A 14,190-nucleotide genomic window follows, 5' to 3' on the forward strand; every position below is an offset into this window, starting at 1 on the left:
ATTTCTTCCCAAAGGAAACGGGAGGGGGCTAAAAAAGAAGGAGCAAGGGGAGGGGGAAGCTGAATAAAAATCGGGGTTCCCAATCCCAATGCTGAATTCCAAGCGCCAAACCCGCAGCCGCGTCTTTGGCGAAAAGCTTGAATTTGAAATAGTCCTGTTCTCAAAGCCGAAGCCGACAGAGGGGGTCTCTGCCGGCTTTGGACTCTAACGATAACAAAGGATAACGGTAACGAACGCAAGCGGTACGAATCGTCGGTTAACCGAAAGTTACTCCGGCTGCACGCTGAGCGTGTTGTACACGTCGTTGACGTCTTTGGTCTGGGCCAGACGGTGTACCGTCGATTCGTCTTCGATCGCTTCCGCGATCTTGGTCAGAATCTTCAGATGCTCGCCGCGGGCGCCGGCGATGCCGACGACCAGGTAAGCCGTACCGGCTTCGAATTCAACGCCGTTCGGATACTGGAGTACCACGATCCCGGAGTTTTCGATCTCGTTCTTGGCTGTGCCTACGCCGTGAGGAATCGCAACGCCGTTGCCGATGTAAGTCGAAGCTACGCCTTCGCGTTCGATCATGGCGTTTACGTAGCCCGGTTTCACGTATCCGGCTGCGGACAGCAAGCGTCCCGCTTCGCGGATCGCTTCTTCCTTGCTGACGCTCGGCAGACCGAGGCGAATATTTTCTTTGCGCAGAATGTCGGAATGCATGACTGTGGAACCCGCGCCCGGAGCCGCTTTGTCCAGCGCATTGTCGATATCCCACTGCGCATCCGCCGTTGCCGTCGTGTTGCGTTCGGCCGGCGATCCGCCTGCCTGGGAAGCTTTGAGTTCTTCGATCAGGTCTTCGTAGACCGGATTGTTGATAAAGTTGTCGATCGAAACGTGATGTGCGTTCGGAGCTTTCGCTCTGGCGCGGTCGGTCAGGTTCTGCTGCGTCACGACGATATCGGCATCACTCGGAATGTTCTCGATCGCGGTGTTGGTCACGTTGATCGGGAGTCCGGCTGCTTTGACTTTTTTGCGGAAAGAAGTCGCGCCCATGGCGCTCGAACCCATGCCTGCGTCGCAGGCGAAGACGATTTTTTCGACTTTGCCGTTTACGCGTACGGTTGTGCCGGCACCGGCTGCTGCGGAATTTGTGCCTTTCATCGACTTCGAAGCATCGCGTGCTTTGTCCAGATCGGAATCATCCGCTTTGTAGTTACGCAGGAAGACTGCGGATACCAGGAACGATACGATGGCGGCTACGGCTACACCGGCGAGTACCGGCAGATGTTCGCCTTTGGGTGCAACGGCCATCAGAGCGAAGATACTGCCCGGCGAAGCGGCCGATCCAAGGCCCGCACCGGTCAGAACGAAGGTGAACACGCCGGCCATACCGCCCAGGATAACGGCCAAGATCAGAATAGGTCTCATCAGAACGTAAGGGAAGTAAATTTCGTGAATACCGCCCAGGAACTGAATGACGATCGCGCCCGGAGCGGAACTCTTGACGGAACCTTTTGCAAATACCCAGTACGCCAGCAGCAGTCCAAGGCCCGGTCCCGGGTTAGCTTCAAGCAGGAAGAAGATCGATTTACCCGCTTCCAGTGCCTGATCGGTACCCAGTGGAGTGAAGATACCATGGTTGATCGCGTTGTTCAGGAACAGAATTTTACCCGGCTCGACGAAAATCGATACCAGCGGCAGAAGTCCCCAATCTACGATTTGCTGGACGCCTGTTTCAAGAACACTTGTGAAGGCATCGAACAGAGGGCCTACGCCATAATAGCCGCCAACTGCCAAAGCCGCACCAATAATACCGGCCGAGAAGTTGTTGACCAGCATTTCGAAACCGGCCGGAATCTTGCCTTCCAAGGCGCGGTCAAACTGTTTGATGACCCAACCGGCGAGAGGACCCATCGCCATGGCGCCGAGGAACATCGGCGTATCGGGAGCTCCGATAATTACACCCATTACGGCGATCGCACCAAGCACGCCGCCTCGGTGATCGGCGATCATTTTACCGCCGCTGTAAGCGATCAGGAGCGGCAGCAGATAAGTAATCATTGGGCCTACGAGCGAGCCCAAATTTTCGTTCGGCCACCATCCCGTCGGGATAAAGAGGGCCGTAATCAGGCCCCAGGCGATAAAGGCGCCGATATTCGGCATGACCATCGCGCTCAGGAAACGTCCGAATTTTTGAACGCCCTGTCTTGCGCCGCCCGATTTTGCAGGCGTCGATACGCTGCTCATAATTGTTCAACCTCCAATGTGTATTGTTCGATTTTTCTTGCGTATAACTCTCTCATCATGTCCGCGATCTCGCTGCGGAGCTGTTCCGGCTCGGCCGAAGCGAGCCGGGCGGCGAATCCGGGCTTGTCGATCAGCGATTTGCTGATCTCCCCGGCCGCCTGGAGGTAGGACTTGCCGCTGGCTTTGGGGGCGAGCAGCAGCAGGGCCGCTTTGAGGCGGATCGGTTTGTCTTCCGATTCGGCGGCGATGCCTTCCGGGAAACGGAAAATGCCGAGCGTCAGTCTGCCGATCACTTCGGAGCGGCAGTGCAGCAGGATCAATCCGTCCTGCGACAGCACCGTCTCGCCGAGACGCTCGCGCTCGTGCAGTTCGCGTTCGAGCACGGCGGCATCGGCGGCATTTGCGGTAAAGCGTTCCGAGATGGCGGCGATCAGCTCGCCGACATGCCGGGAGGAGAAACCGTCCGCAATATCGATATGCTTCATCAGATCGAGAATGCCTTCGAGCGTCTGGCGGTGCTCTTCGAGCGTACCGACCAGATCGTGCCGGAGATTGTGCCGCGGCTTCTTCTTGACGAATCGCCGCTGATCGTCGTTCACGAAGCGCCGAATGTTCTCGACATCGTGAAAAGACAGCAGCACGGATACGCGCACGACGGGAATGTCGGTCTCGACATCGACCGTCGAGAGGATAAAGTCGGCTTCGTCGTTCTCCGCCGCTTCCGAAGCGGAAGCCAGACCGATCAGATTAAAGGAAGGGAACTCTTTGCGTACCCGGGCCATCAGCAGTCCCGAAGTGCCCATGCCGCTTGCGCAGGCAATCAGCACTTTGGGAGAAGGACGTTCGGCTCGGGCGTATTCGCTCATGGCTCCGAGATGCATGGCGATGTAGCCCACTTCCGAATCCGGCACGCTGCGTTCGACGTAGTCGGCGAGAAGTTTCGAACATTTGGCGGCAATCGCGAAGACGTCTTCGTACTGTTCGCGAATCTGCCGGAGCAGCGGATTGCGGATATCCAGTCCCAACCTGAGCCGTTCGACGGCCGGGCCGAGATGGTGGACGAATCCGGCAAACAGTTTGCTGCTCCCTTTGAGTTCATAACCGAACTCCGCTTCCGCCGCTTTGAGCATGTTGCGGGCGAGCCGGACCAGATCGAAGCTAACATAATCGTAGTAATTGTCGCGGTCGCTGCCCGGGCGCGTCTCCGCGCCCTTCAGGTGCATCGTGATGTAGCCCACTTCGTCTTCGGGAATCTCGATCCCCAGCATTTCTTCCAAGCGGCCCGCCAACCTTCGCGCTTTCTCAAATTCGGGCAGTCCCCGAAGACCTTCGAGAATACGCGCTTCGATGACGATCCGCTGTCCGGAACGGATCCGCTGAATCGCCAGCGCCAGATGAACCGCCAAGCCGATGTAGGCGCTGTCAGTCAGCTTCAGCTCAAGACTATGTTCCAGCTCTTCGACCATGCGCTGAAGCTGTTCGGCTGCGCCTTCGTCGATCAGGTTCAGCAGCCGGCTGCGGATATGGGAGCGGACTCTGGCCGGATCGGCCGCGGAATCGACCGGCGATCCGCTCAGCAGTCCGGCGACCTGATCTTCGGTGACACTTTCGTAGACCAGTTGGATCAGGGCGGATCGGATCGCGTTCTCGCTGCCTTCGACGTAGACGCCGTATCCCGGCTTGCGGATCAGACGCAGGCCGAACGGTTCCAGCCAATGCTCCGCCCGATCCAGATCGGCGCTCAGCGTACTTTCGGTAACTTTGAATTGTGAGGCAAAACTGTACGATTTGACAGGCTCGGCCGCGAGCAGAAGCTCGCTGATCAGGAAGTAATGCCGTTCATCCTTGCTGTAATCCCTGGCCGGGCCTGCCGCGCTCAGTTCTTCTATAAGTGCGTCGAGCTGCGGCTGCGCGGCTTCCAACTTGACCCCGGCTCCCGGTTTACGGATCAGGACGGCGCCTCTTTCCGAGAGCCAATGTTCCACGCCGGGAAGTTCGCGTTTGACCGTTCTTTCGCTGACGTCCAATTCATCCGACAGATCCCGTACCGTAACGAATCCTTCCCGTGAAGCAAGAAGACGCTTCAGGATCGGCAGCAGTCGCCCGGTCGGTTTGTCCACGCGGATTCCTCCTTTTTCAACCCCTCATTTTTGAAAACGGTATCATTTCCCCCGGAACGGGGAGTAGACGAATCGCCGCAATCCTTACTGCAGTCTGCAAGACCTCGTCTTCTAATCAAATTTTAAGCACCCCGCTTCGGATTGGCAAAGGAAAGATGCCGGAATTTGTCCCGAATCAACCAGTGACAAAGCCGAATAACGGCAGGCTTTTCCTTTATCGGACAAAAGAATTTCAATCCATTATTACTCCACCCGGAAGCCAATCAATCAGTTTTCGGATGAAAACGTTCAAGTTTTTTCATGTCTTTCATTTGGCTTATTAAAATAGGATATGGACTTAATGGGTAAATATGGATATTTCGTGTTAAAAGCTCGATTGTATGTCTTTATGCTTGAGGAGTACACTGGATTCAGAAGGACGGACGCGAAGAACGCGCCGCTTCGATACGAGAGTATCGGGGCGGCTTTTTTGCGTGTTTTTTTCAAAATGGAAAGGGGTGAAGATCATGACGGCCGATTTCGAAGGGAGTTATGAACGATGGCTGACAGAGCAGCTGGCACAAGAAGAAAGCGTGCGTCGTCGTGAACGGCTGGAAGAGGGGCTGGGACACGGGACGATCGAATTTCTGCGGCAGATCTGGTTCCCGGCAGTGGGCAATCTGGACGATCTGTATGCGGAATGGGAGGTGCGCGATTACCACGGCGGCTATCGGTATATCGATCTGGCCTACTGCCCCGGCGGCGCCAAAGGAGCTGTCGAAATCCAGGGTTACGGTTCGCATGCCCGCGATCTGGATACGAGACGCTTCAAAGATTTGTGCTGGCGTCACAGCCTGCTCGGGCTAGGCGGTTGGACACTGCTGCCTGTGGCTTATCTGTCGATCCGGGAGGAGCCGGAACGCTGCCGGCAGTTGGTACTGGCTTTCGTCGGTCGGTTTCTGTCGTTCGATCCGGTGTCGGACGGGTTGAATTGGCTGGAAGAAGAGACGCTGAGGTATGCCCGCAGGCTGCTTGCTCCGTTCAGCGCGGGAGAACTGGCCGCCCATCTTCGGGTGACGGATCGGCATGCTCGTGCGATCCTGCATAGACTGGCTGCGTGCAATAGCCTAGTGGTCACCAACGACAAGCAGCGATACCGGACTTACCGGTTGGCGGAATGGACCTTCGGCGGCGATCCGGACGCTGTCCGGGGAGCGGCGGCAGACGGAAGCGTTCCCAACAAACGGAACCTTCGAGGCGGTGAGCAAGCGGGAATGGAGAAGGCGAGGCCCAAGCCGGCAAAACCAGTAAAACGAGCAAAACATGCAAAACCAGGCGACTCCGGCAGCGTGAAGAATTCTAACGGATCCAGATGACGCTTAGCGAGGATAATAAGCGATTTGGAAATTCTAACGGATCCAGGTGACGCTTAGAACGAAATTCGGCTTGAATTCGGCGGAAAACGAACACCTGAAGGCGGCTAAGGGATATACGATCCGTTAAAGTTCGGGAAAGGCTGGATTCGGCGCTCTAACGGACATACAATCCGTTAGCCGAAGCCGAAGCCGAAGCCGAAGCCGAAGCCGAAGCCGAAGGAGGGACGACGGCGGTTGGCGGACGGGGGAAAGGGGGATTTGGAGCGGCTGCGCGTTCGCCGATCCATTGACATGAAAAGGGCGCCTTCTTATAAAAAGAAGGCGCCCAGGCTGTCGAGAAAGTCCTATTCGTTTAGTAAGCTCGTCGGCTGCGGGAGAAATTCGTTAGCGTATGCTTCCGATGTGCCTTTCTCCGAAAGGCTTTAGGTCGCGTGTTGAAATCGGGAAAAAGGATTGGATTTTAGCGGAATTTTCTCGATTTCAAAGGCGAACACTATCGTTCCTACACTGAATTTCCCCCTCCGCCTCCTCGCCTCTCTCGCAATCAGACTTTCTCGACACGTTGCGGCCGGATCTTCGATGCGGTCTATTCGCCGCGTGCTGCGCAGCACCATCCCGGCGCTCGCGCCGCTGCGCCCAGAGCCCGGCTCTAACGCCGCTTCGCCGCGGATTGCTGTGCGCTGTGCCCAGAGCCCAGAGCTACGCGGTCGCTCTCACGCTCCGCTCTACTCCAGCGCAGCCGTACCGGCTTCCGCTTCCGGCGCGCCGTCATGCGGGTCGTGCTCGCCCGACACGCTGTCGCCTGCCGCGAGTTCGACCTCGCGTCCGTAGAGCGTCAGCGAAGCCGCGCCCGGGCCTTCGTTGTGGACGGTTGTGCTGCCGCCGGCCACGGTGACCTGCAGCCTTGCGCCGCGGAAACCGACTTTGAACGACAGCGATGTCCAGCTGTCCGGACTGAACGGATTCAGGATCAGGCGTCCGCCGCGGACGCGCAGACCGCCGAAGCCGTGTACGACGGACATCCACGTGCCGGCCATACTAGTCGTATGGCAGCCGTCTTCGGTGTCGTTGTTGTAGTTGTCGAGATCGAGTCTCGAAGTGCGCAGATACATGTCGTACGCTTTTTCCGTATAGCCCAGTTCGCTCGCCAGAATCGCGTGCACGCACGGCGACAGCGAGGACTCGTGTACCGTAATCGGTTCATAAAATTCGAAGTTGCGGCGCTTCGTCTCCAGATCGTAGCGGTCGCCGAGGAAGAACAATCCCTGCAGCACGTCCGCCTGTTTGATGTAGCACGAACGCAGAATGCGGTCCCACGACCACTTCTGGTTAAGCGGCAGGTGGACGGGATCAAGCTTGGCCACCGGCAGAATGTCTTTGTCCAGGAAGCCGTCCTGCTGCAGGAAGACGCCCGTACCCGGATCTTCCGCCAGCAGCATGCGTGCCGAGATATCCGCCCATTTCGACGTTTCTTCCTCCTGCAGGCCAATCCGCTCCGCTACGGCGGCGAAGGCTTCCGGCTGTTCTTTTTGCAGCAGGGCCGCCACTTCCAGCGTATATTCCAGCGTCCAGGCCGCCATCCGGTTCGTGTACCAGTTGTTGCTGACGTTGTTCTCGTATTCGTTCGGACCGGTAACGCCGAGGATCAGGTAAGCGCCGCGGTGTTCCGAGTAGTTGACCCGTTCTTCCCAGAAGCGCGACAGTTCGGCCAGCACTTCGAAGCCGTATTCGCCGAGATAGGTGCTGTCGCCCGTGTATTCGACATAGTTGTAGATCGCATAGGCGATCGCGCCGTTGCGGTGGATCTCCTCGAACGTGATCTCCCACTCGTTGTGGCATTCTTCGCCGTTCATCGTCACCATCGGATACAGGGCGCCTTTGGAGAAACCGAGCTTGGCGGCATTCTCTTTCGCTTTTTCCAGATGCTTGTAGCGGTAGATCAGCAGGTTGCGCGCGACGTTCTGATCGGCGGTGCTGAGATAGAAGGGCAGGCAGTACGCTTCGGTGTCCCAGTAGGTGCTGCCGCCGTATTTCTCGCCCGTGAAGCCTTTGGGTCCGATGTTCAGCCGGTCGTCTTCGCCCGTGTACGTCTGATGCAGCTGGAAAATATTGAACCGGATCGCCTGCTGCGCTTTCTCGTCGCCTTCGATGACAATATCGCCGTCGCGCCATTTCTCCGCCCAGGCTGCGCGCTGCGCTTCCAGCAGGGCATCGAAGCCGAGTTCGAGCGCTTCGTTCGCCAGCTGCCGCGCCGTATCGCCCAGCGCTTCGGGCTCGTAATCGCGCGAAGTGACGTTGGCGACGTATTTGCTGAGCGTGATCGTCTGGTCCGCTTCGGCCCGCAGCGACAGAGACAGTCCCGCGAACTTGTCCCGTTTATGCGTTTCCGCTTCCACGTGGAACTCTTGATTCGGGTCGCCGCTCGCCGCCAACTCGTACACCATATGGGAAGCGACGCGGAAGTCGAGCTTTTTGGTGCGGACTTCGACGCTTGCGTGATCGACAGCCGCATGCTGCGAGATCGTATCCCAGAATTTTTCTTCGTAATTGGAGTCTTTGTTCGCCACATCCGCATCGAGATACGGGGTCAGTTTGAGCTGCGCCGGTTCATCCAGCGGAGTGACCGAGTAGCGGATCGCGCCGATTTCTTTGTAAGGCACGCTTACGAAACGCAGCGACTCGACGCGCACTTTTTTGCCGCTCGGAAGAACGGCCGTGAACGAGCGGCTCAGCGTGCCTTCGTGCATATCCAGCGTGCGCACGAAATCTTCCGCCGAAGCGGTAGACAGATCGAGCGGCTCGCCGTCGATTTCCACGTCGATCCCGATCCAGTTGACGGAATTCAGCACTTTGGCAAAATACTCGGGATAGCCGTTTTTCCACCAGCCGACCCGCGTCTTGTCCGGATAATAGACGCCCGCCATATAGCTGCCCTGCAGGGAAGGCCCGCCATACTGCTCCTCGAAATTCGCCCGCTGTCCCATATATCCGTTGCCGATACTGAAGACGCTCTCGGAAACCTCGTTCAGGGTCGGGTCGAAACCTTCTTCGATAATGCGCCATGCGTTGACTTTGAGGTACGGTTTCATGCTGGATCTCTCCTTGTCGAGTGGGATAATGGCGGAGACGTACGGCGGCAGAGAAGGAAAAGCTCTGCTGCCGGCAGGCTTCCGCTTTTGTGCAAACGTTTGAACTATAAGATAAAGTCCAACCGGGAGACGAAGCCGCCAAGACGGCAAGCTCCGTTTCCCGGCCGGACGAACAGCCGTTTCAAGCTTTGCGGACCGGCGCGAACAGCGAAGATTCGCGCACGATCAGGCGATGGGGAATAATATGCCGGACGCTTGTCTGTTCTTCGCGCGGCGTCTCCACCGCACGGATAAGAGTCTGGGAAGCCGTATAGCCCAGATGGTAGCTGCCGATATCGACGCTGCTGATCGGCGGGCTCGACAGTTCGGCCAGCGCCAGATTGTTGAAGCTGACGATGCTCAGATCCTGCGGAATCCGGTAGCCGAGTTCGTTCAGCCCCCGGATCACGCCGAACGTAACAAAGTCGTCGACGACCAGCATGCCGCTCGGCCGTTCGGGCAGACTCATGAGCATGGACATGGCGCGGTAGCCGCTGTCCTGCAGGAATTCGCCTTCGACGATCCAGTCTTCGCGCAGCGGCAGGCCGGCTTCCTCAAGCGCTCTGCGGTAGCCCTGCATCCGGTCCATCGAGACGACCATATTCGGAGGTCCGCCGACAAAGCCGATCCGCTCGTGGCCGAGCGAAATCAGATGGCGCGCCGCGTCGTAAGCGGCCTGCACGTTGTCGGTATCCACCGACAGAATATCGGGATAGCGCTCGCTGCGGCCGACCAGTACGAACGGGAATTCGCGCTGCTTGAGGAATTCGACGACCGGGTCGTCTTTGCGCGAATAGAGAAGCACGGCACCATCGACGCGGCGGCCGTTCACAAGCCGTGCGACGGCTTCGACTTCTTCCGCTTCGCTGGCTCCCGAGCTGATCAGTACGTCGTAACCGGAACGCGCCGCCTGGGCCACGATCCCTCGGATCAATTCCATGAAGAACAGATTCAAGAACAGCTCTTCCGCCGGTTTGGGCAGAATGACGCAAATACTTTTGGTCGTTTTGGAAACGAGACTTTTCGCCATCAAGTTCGGATGATAGCCCATTTCCTCCATGATCTCCCGCACCTTGCGCGCAGTTGCGGCACTGATGCGCGGATGATTGGAGAGGACCCGGGACACGGTGGACGGCGAAACGTCCGCTTTCCTGGCGACGTCCTTGATGGTAACGGACATTAAGAAGCCTCCTTGTTCGTGACGCTTCCGCGCTTTTCCGGGTCAGAGAATGCTTTGTACGCGTCTTCATGTTAATTCAAACGCCAAGCCTTGTAAATGCACATTTTCAAATTCCGGGCGCGGAAGTCCGGGAATCCAAACAGCGTTCCTCCGCATTTTCAGTAAATTGAAGTATTTCCATAGCAGGATTCGAAAAAGCCAGAAAAACGAAGAATAAAAGCGTTTGAACAAGCTAGATACAAAGAAAGCGGGCAAACAGAAAGAATATGGTTTGTGCAAACGTTTTAACAAAGTAGAAAGTTAAGCTATGATGTGTAAGTAATAAAGCGCTTAATTCAAATTTGTGGAAGCTGCGCAGCTCGAAAAGAAGAACATAAGCAGGCGAAAGCAGGCATAAAACGGGAAAAGGTCCGCATACATAACGAAATGAGCAGGACGGATCGCGCTTTATGATACAAACGTTTGCACTACATGTTCTTCTTCAGAGGTCAAGGTCGGCCGGCGGACAGGCAGGGCGCTACGGCGCCGAACCATAACGAAAGGTGGCAGCAGCGATGAAGGGTACGCAAAAATGGGGGTTATGGATCGTCGGACTGATTCTGGTTCTGATGGTGACGGCATGCGGAGGAGGAGCTTCGACGACAGGAGGAACGTCTTCGGAGCCAAAAGGAACGGCTGCGACAGGGCAGGAAGGAACCGCAGACCCGGCAGCTCAGCCGGCAGGCGAGGAAGAACTGCTCCCGGAAGAAGGCGCGGTGCTCAAAGTTTGGGACAGCGGCGACCAGAAAGAATTCATCGAAGACCGGGCGGAGGCATTCGAGAAAGAATTCGGCGTGAAGATCGAATTCAGCGAGCTGGGCGCCGACAAAGCTATGAGCCAGATGGTGACCGACGGTCCCGCAGGCGTGGGAGCAGACGTCTTCACCGGTCTGCATGACCAGGTGGGACAAGGCCAAGCGGCCGGGATTCTGATGCCGAACGACTGGTTTGAAGAAGAGACCCGTGCGGACAACAGCGAACTTGCGGTCAACGCGCTGACGTACGACGGCATTCTGTACGGGTATCCGAAGTCGGTCGAGACGACAGCGGTCTTCTACAACAAAGACCTGATCGATGAAGTGCCGGCCGATTGGGACGGCGTGAAGAAATTCGCGGAAACGTACAACGACCAGGCCGCAAACAAGTACGCAATCATGTGGGAAGTGGCTAACGGCTACTACGCTTTCCCGTTCTTCGGCGGCTACGGTTCGTACATCTTCGGCCAGGACGGAACCGATCCGACCGATATCGGGCTGAACAACGAGCAGGGTATCGAAGCGGCGACATTCATCCAGAGTCTGCACGACATTCTGCCGCTCAAGACTTCGGATATCAACGGGGACATCAAAAAATCGCTCTTCGGCGACGACAAGCTGGTCATGAACGTCAGCGGCCCGTGGGATGTGGCTTCCCTCAAAGAATCGACGCCCAACCTCGCGGTTAGCCTGTATCCGAAACTGCCGAACGGCAAAGACATGACGCCGTTCTCCGGTATCAAAGCCTATTATGTGAGCGCTTATACGAAGTATCCGAACGCGGCCAAGCTGTGGGCCCGCTTCGCTTCGTCGGCGGACAGCCAGCAGAAGAACTTCGAAATGACGGGCGCACTCCCTTCCAACAAAGAAGCGTCGGCTTCCGATGTGGTGAAGAACGATCCGATCTCTACCGTTTTCCTGCAGCAGTTTGAGAAGTCCGTGCCGATGCCGTCCATTCCGGCGATCGCGCAGTACTGGTCGCCGATGGAAGCGGCGATCTCCACGATCTGGAACGACGGTAAAGATCCCAAAGCCGCCATGGACAATATGGTGAGCCAGATGGAGAGCAATATCACGACGGGACAATAATACGTTTGACGCACCGGTCCGAAGGCCACGGCGCGTCCGCCTCGGGCGGGCGCGCCGTGGTCTGACGGATTTTGGAGAGGGAAAGGAAGGGAAACAGAGATGGAAAAAGCGAAAATGGCGGCTCTTCGCAAACCGCCCGGCAGCGCCAGGACGGCAGCCTGGCTGTCCGTGCTCGGCATGGGTCTCGGCCAATTGTACAACCGGCAGTTTGTCAAAGCCGCGCTGTTTCTGCTGGCGGAAGTGCTGGGCGTATTCTTTATCGCGACTCGGCTGATACAGAACCTTACCGGATTGATTACGCTCGGCGATACGCCCACGCGTATGGAGAAAGTCGGACGGCTCTACCAGAACGTGCCGGGCGACCACTCGATTTTTATCATGATTTACGGATTGGTCGCTTTCTTGTTCGTGGCCCTGTTCGCCGTATTTTATGTATTGAACGTCCGCGACGCCTATACGGTGGGCCGTCTGCGGGAAGAAGGCCGCGAAGCGCCGAACTTCCGCGGCACGCTGCGGTACGCTTCGGACAAAGGATTCCCGTACGTCCTGCTGTCGCTGCCTACGGTCGGCGTTCTCTTTTTCACCGTGCTTCCGATCTTGTTCATGATCCTGATCGCGTTCACGAACTACGCGGCGCCGGACCATATCCCGCCGAAGAACCTCGTCGATTGGGTCGGATTCGATACGTTCAAGAATCTGCTGACGCTCAAATCTTGGAGCCGTACGTTCTACGGCGTGCTGACCTGGACCGTGATCTGGGCGATTCTGGCTACGGTCACCACTTACTTCGGCGGCATTTTCGTGGCGCTGCTGATCGAACAGCACGGCATCCGCTTCAAAGCGTTCTGGCGCACCGTGTTCATTATTCCTTATGCCATCCCGCAGTTCATTTCCCTGCTGGTCATGAAGAATCTGCTCAACGACCAGTTCGGACCGATCAACCAGTATTTGCGCTGGATGGGTCTCGGCGGCCTGCCGTGGCTGAACGATCCGTTCTGGGCCAAAGTGACCGTACTTATGGTCAATATGTGGATCGGGATACCGGTCTCGATGATTCTGGTACTCGGCGTATTGACTTCGATTCCGAAAGACCTGTACGAAGCGGCCGATATCGACGGGGCTTCTTCGTTCCGCAAGTTCCGCGCGATTACGCTGCCGTTCGTGCTGTTCCAGACGACGCCGGTATTGATTATGCAGTTTGCGGGCAATATCAACAACTTCAACGTCATTTACCTGCTTACGGGCGGACAGCCGGCCAACGGCGAATATTCGTTTGCGGGCAGTACCGATCTGCTGGTGACGTGGCTGTACAAGCTGACCCTCGACAATCAGCGCTATAACTTCGCTTCGGCGGTCGGCATCATCATTTTCATCATTATTGCCTCGTTCTCGATTTACAACTATCGGAGAAGCCGGTCGTTCAAAGAGGAGGACATGATCCAATGAAGAGCAAACGAAGTCTCAAGCTTACACTCAGCTATATCCTGCTCGTCTTGATCGCGATTGCGTCGATCTACCCGGCGATCTGGATCGTCATGTCCTCGTTCAAAGCCGGCGACTCGCTGTACAGCGAAACGTTTATCCCGAGAGAACTGACGCTGCAGCATTACAAAGACCTGTTCCTCGGCCACAGCGACAAAGACCTGCCTTACCTCAGCTGGTACTGGAACACGCTGAAGATCGCCGTCACCAGTATGGTGCTGGGCACGATCATCCAGGTGCTGACGGCGTACGCCATGTCGCGCTTCCGGTTCAAAGGCCGGCAGACGGCGATGACGACGGTGCTGATCCTCGGCATGTTCCCGGGCTTCATGAGCATGATCGCCATCTATCTGATGCTGCTGCAGCTCAATCTGCTCGATTCTCCGTGGGCTCTGGTGCTGGTGTACACGGCGGGAGCGGCGCTCGGGATGTTCGTGGCCAAAGGGTTTTTCGATACCATTCCGCGCGCGCTCGAAGAATCGGCGCTGCTGGACGGAGCGGGGCACTGGAAGATCTTTACCGCGATCATTCTGCCGCTGTCCCGTCCGATCATTACGTATATCGCGCTGACCACGTTTACGGGAGCCTGGGTCGACTTTATCTTCGCCCGGCTGATCCTGCGTTCGCGCGAGAATTGGACGCTTGCCGTCGGGCTCTACGAGATGGTCAACACCTATTCGAGTACCGAATTCACGCTGTTCGCGGCCGGTTCGGTGCTGGTGGCGATTCCGATTACGATTCTGTACATGTTCCTGCAGCGTTTCCTGGTGCAGGGGCTGACGGCCGGAGCGACCAAAGGATGAGAAGATT

8 protein-coding genes are annotated in these 14,190 nt (G+C 57.0%); 4 read left to right on the forward strand and 4 right to left on the reverse strand.

All coding sequences use genetic code 11. The features are described 5' to 3' along the window. Nucleotides 1-267: 267 nt before the first annotated feature. Nucleotides 268-2,232 carry a PTS mannitol transporter subunit IICBA gene (locus HRQ60_RS10260; RefSeq protein WP_172195716.1) on the reverse strand — a complete coding sequence of 655 codons (1,965 nt, stop codon included), beginning with the start codon at nucleotides 2,230-2,232 and terminating at the stop codon, nucleotides 268-270. Continuing rightward, the gene (locus HRQ60_RS10265; RefSeq protein ID WP_172195717.1) at nucleotides 2,229-4,352 is read right to left on the reverse strand and encodes a PRD domain-containing protein; all 2,124 of its coding nucleotides are present in this window, start codon (nucleotides 4,350-4,352) and stop codon (nucleotides 2,229-2,231) included. Before HRQ60_RS10265 ends, HRQ60_RS10260 begins: the two co-directional genes overlap by 4 nt. A 506-nt stretch (nucleotides 4,353-4,858) precedes the next feature. Between HRQ60_RS10265 and HRQ60_RS10270 the strand changes: the two genes are divergently transcribed. After that, nucleotides 4,859-5,707 carry a transcriptional regulator gene (locus tag HRQ60_RS10270; RefSeq protein WP_343044660.1) on the forward strand — a complete coding sequence of 283 codons (849 nt, stop codon included), beginning with the start codon at nucleotides 4,859-4,861 and terminating at the stop codon, nucleotides 5,705-5,707. A 725-nt stretch (nucleotides 5,708-6,432) separates the two neighbouring features. On the opposite strand, the gene HRQ60_RS10275 is transcribed toward HRQ60_RS10270, so the two are convergent. Both HRQ60_RS10275 and HRQ60_RS10280 read right to left on the reverse strand, forming a co-directional pair. Next, nucleotides 6,433-8,796 (reverse strand): glycoside hydrolase family 65 protein, encoded by a 2,364-nt coding sequence (locus HRQ60_RS10275; RefSeq protein ID WP_172195718.1) that lies wholly within the window; start codon nucleotides 8,794-8,796, stop codon nucleotides 6,433-6,435. 181 nt (nucleotides 8,797-8,977) lie between these two features. Beyond that, nucleotides 8,978-10,015, reverse strand: coding sequence for a LacI family DNA-binding transcriptional regulator (locus tag HRQ60_RS10280; RefSeq protein WP_172195719.1), 1,038 nt, complete (start codon nucleotides 10,013-10,015; stop codon nucleotides 8,978-8,980). Nucleotides 10,016-10,569: 554 nt separating this feature from the next. On the opposite strand from HRQ60_RS10280, the gene HRQ60_RS10285 reads away from it, so the two are divergent. The 3 genes from HRQ60_RS10285 (at nucleotide 10,570) to HRQ60_RS10295 (ending at nucleotide 14,183) form a co-directional block, all read left to right on the forward strand. Beyond that, complete coding sequence (locus tag HRQ60_RS10285) at nucleotides 10,570-11,898, forward strand: sugar ABC transporter substrate-binding protein (RefSeq protein ID WP_172195720.1); 1,329 nt, start codon at nucleotides 10,570-10,572, stop codon at nucleotides 11,896-11,898. 99 nt (nucleotides 11,899-11,997) lie between these two features. After that, complete coding sequence (locus tag HRQ60_RS10290) at nucleotides 11,998-13,344, forward strand: carbohydrate ABC transporter permease (RefSeq protein WP_246281260.1); 1,347 nt, start codon at nucleotides 11,998-12,000, stop codon at nucleotides 13,342-13,344. Next, on the forward strand, nucleotides 13,341-14,183 hold the full coding sequence (locus tag HRQ60_RS10295) for a sugar ABC transporter permease (RefSeq protein ID WP_172195721.1): 843 nt from the start codon (nucleotides 13,341-13,343) through the stop codon (nucleotides 14,181-14,183). Before HRQ60_RS10290 ends, HRQ60_RS10295 begins: the two co-directional genes overlap by 4 nt. The last annotated feature ends 7 nt before the right edge of the window (nucleotides 14,184-14,190 follow it).

The sequence above is a fragment of the Saccharibacillus qingshengii genome (assembly GCF_013185195.1).
GTDB classification, from domain to species: Bacteria; Bacillota; Bacilli; order Paenibacillales; family Paenibacillaceae; genus Saccharibacillus; species Saccharibacillus qingshengii.

Coding starts and splice junctions, on each gene's coding strand:
- HRQ60_RS10275 (WP_172195718.1), bottom strand. CDS start 8,796: ATGAAACCGTACCTCAAAGTCAACGCATGGCGCATTATCGAAGAAGGT.
- HRQ60_RS10270 (WP_343044660.1), top strand. CDS start 4,859: ATGACGGCCGATTTCGAAGGGAGTTATGAACGATGGCTGACAGAGCAG.
- HRQ60_RS10260 (WP_172195716.1), bottom strand. CDS start 2,232: ATGAGCAGCGTATCGACGCCTGCAAAATCGGGCGGCGCAAGACAGGGC.
- HRQ60_RS10285 (WP_172195720.1), top strand. CDS start 10,570: ATGAAGGGTACGCAAAAATGGGGGTTATGGATCGTCGGACTGATTCTG.
- HRQ60_RS10280 (WP_172195719.1), bottom strand. CDS start 10,015: ATGTCCGTTACCATCAAGGACGTCGCCAGGAAAGCGGACGTTTCGCCG.
- HRQ60_RS10290 (WP_246281260.1), top strand. CDS start 11,998: ATGGAAAAAGCGAAAATGGCGGCTCTTCGCAAACCGCCCGGCAGCGCC.
- HRQ60_RS10295 (WP_172195721.1), top strand. CDS start 13,341: ATGAAGAGCAAACGAAGTCTCAAGCTTACACTCAGCTATATCCTGCTC.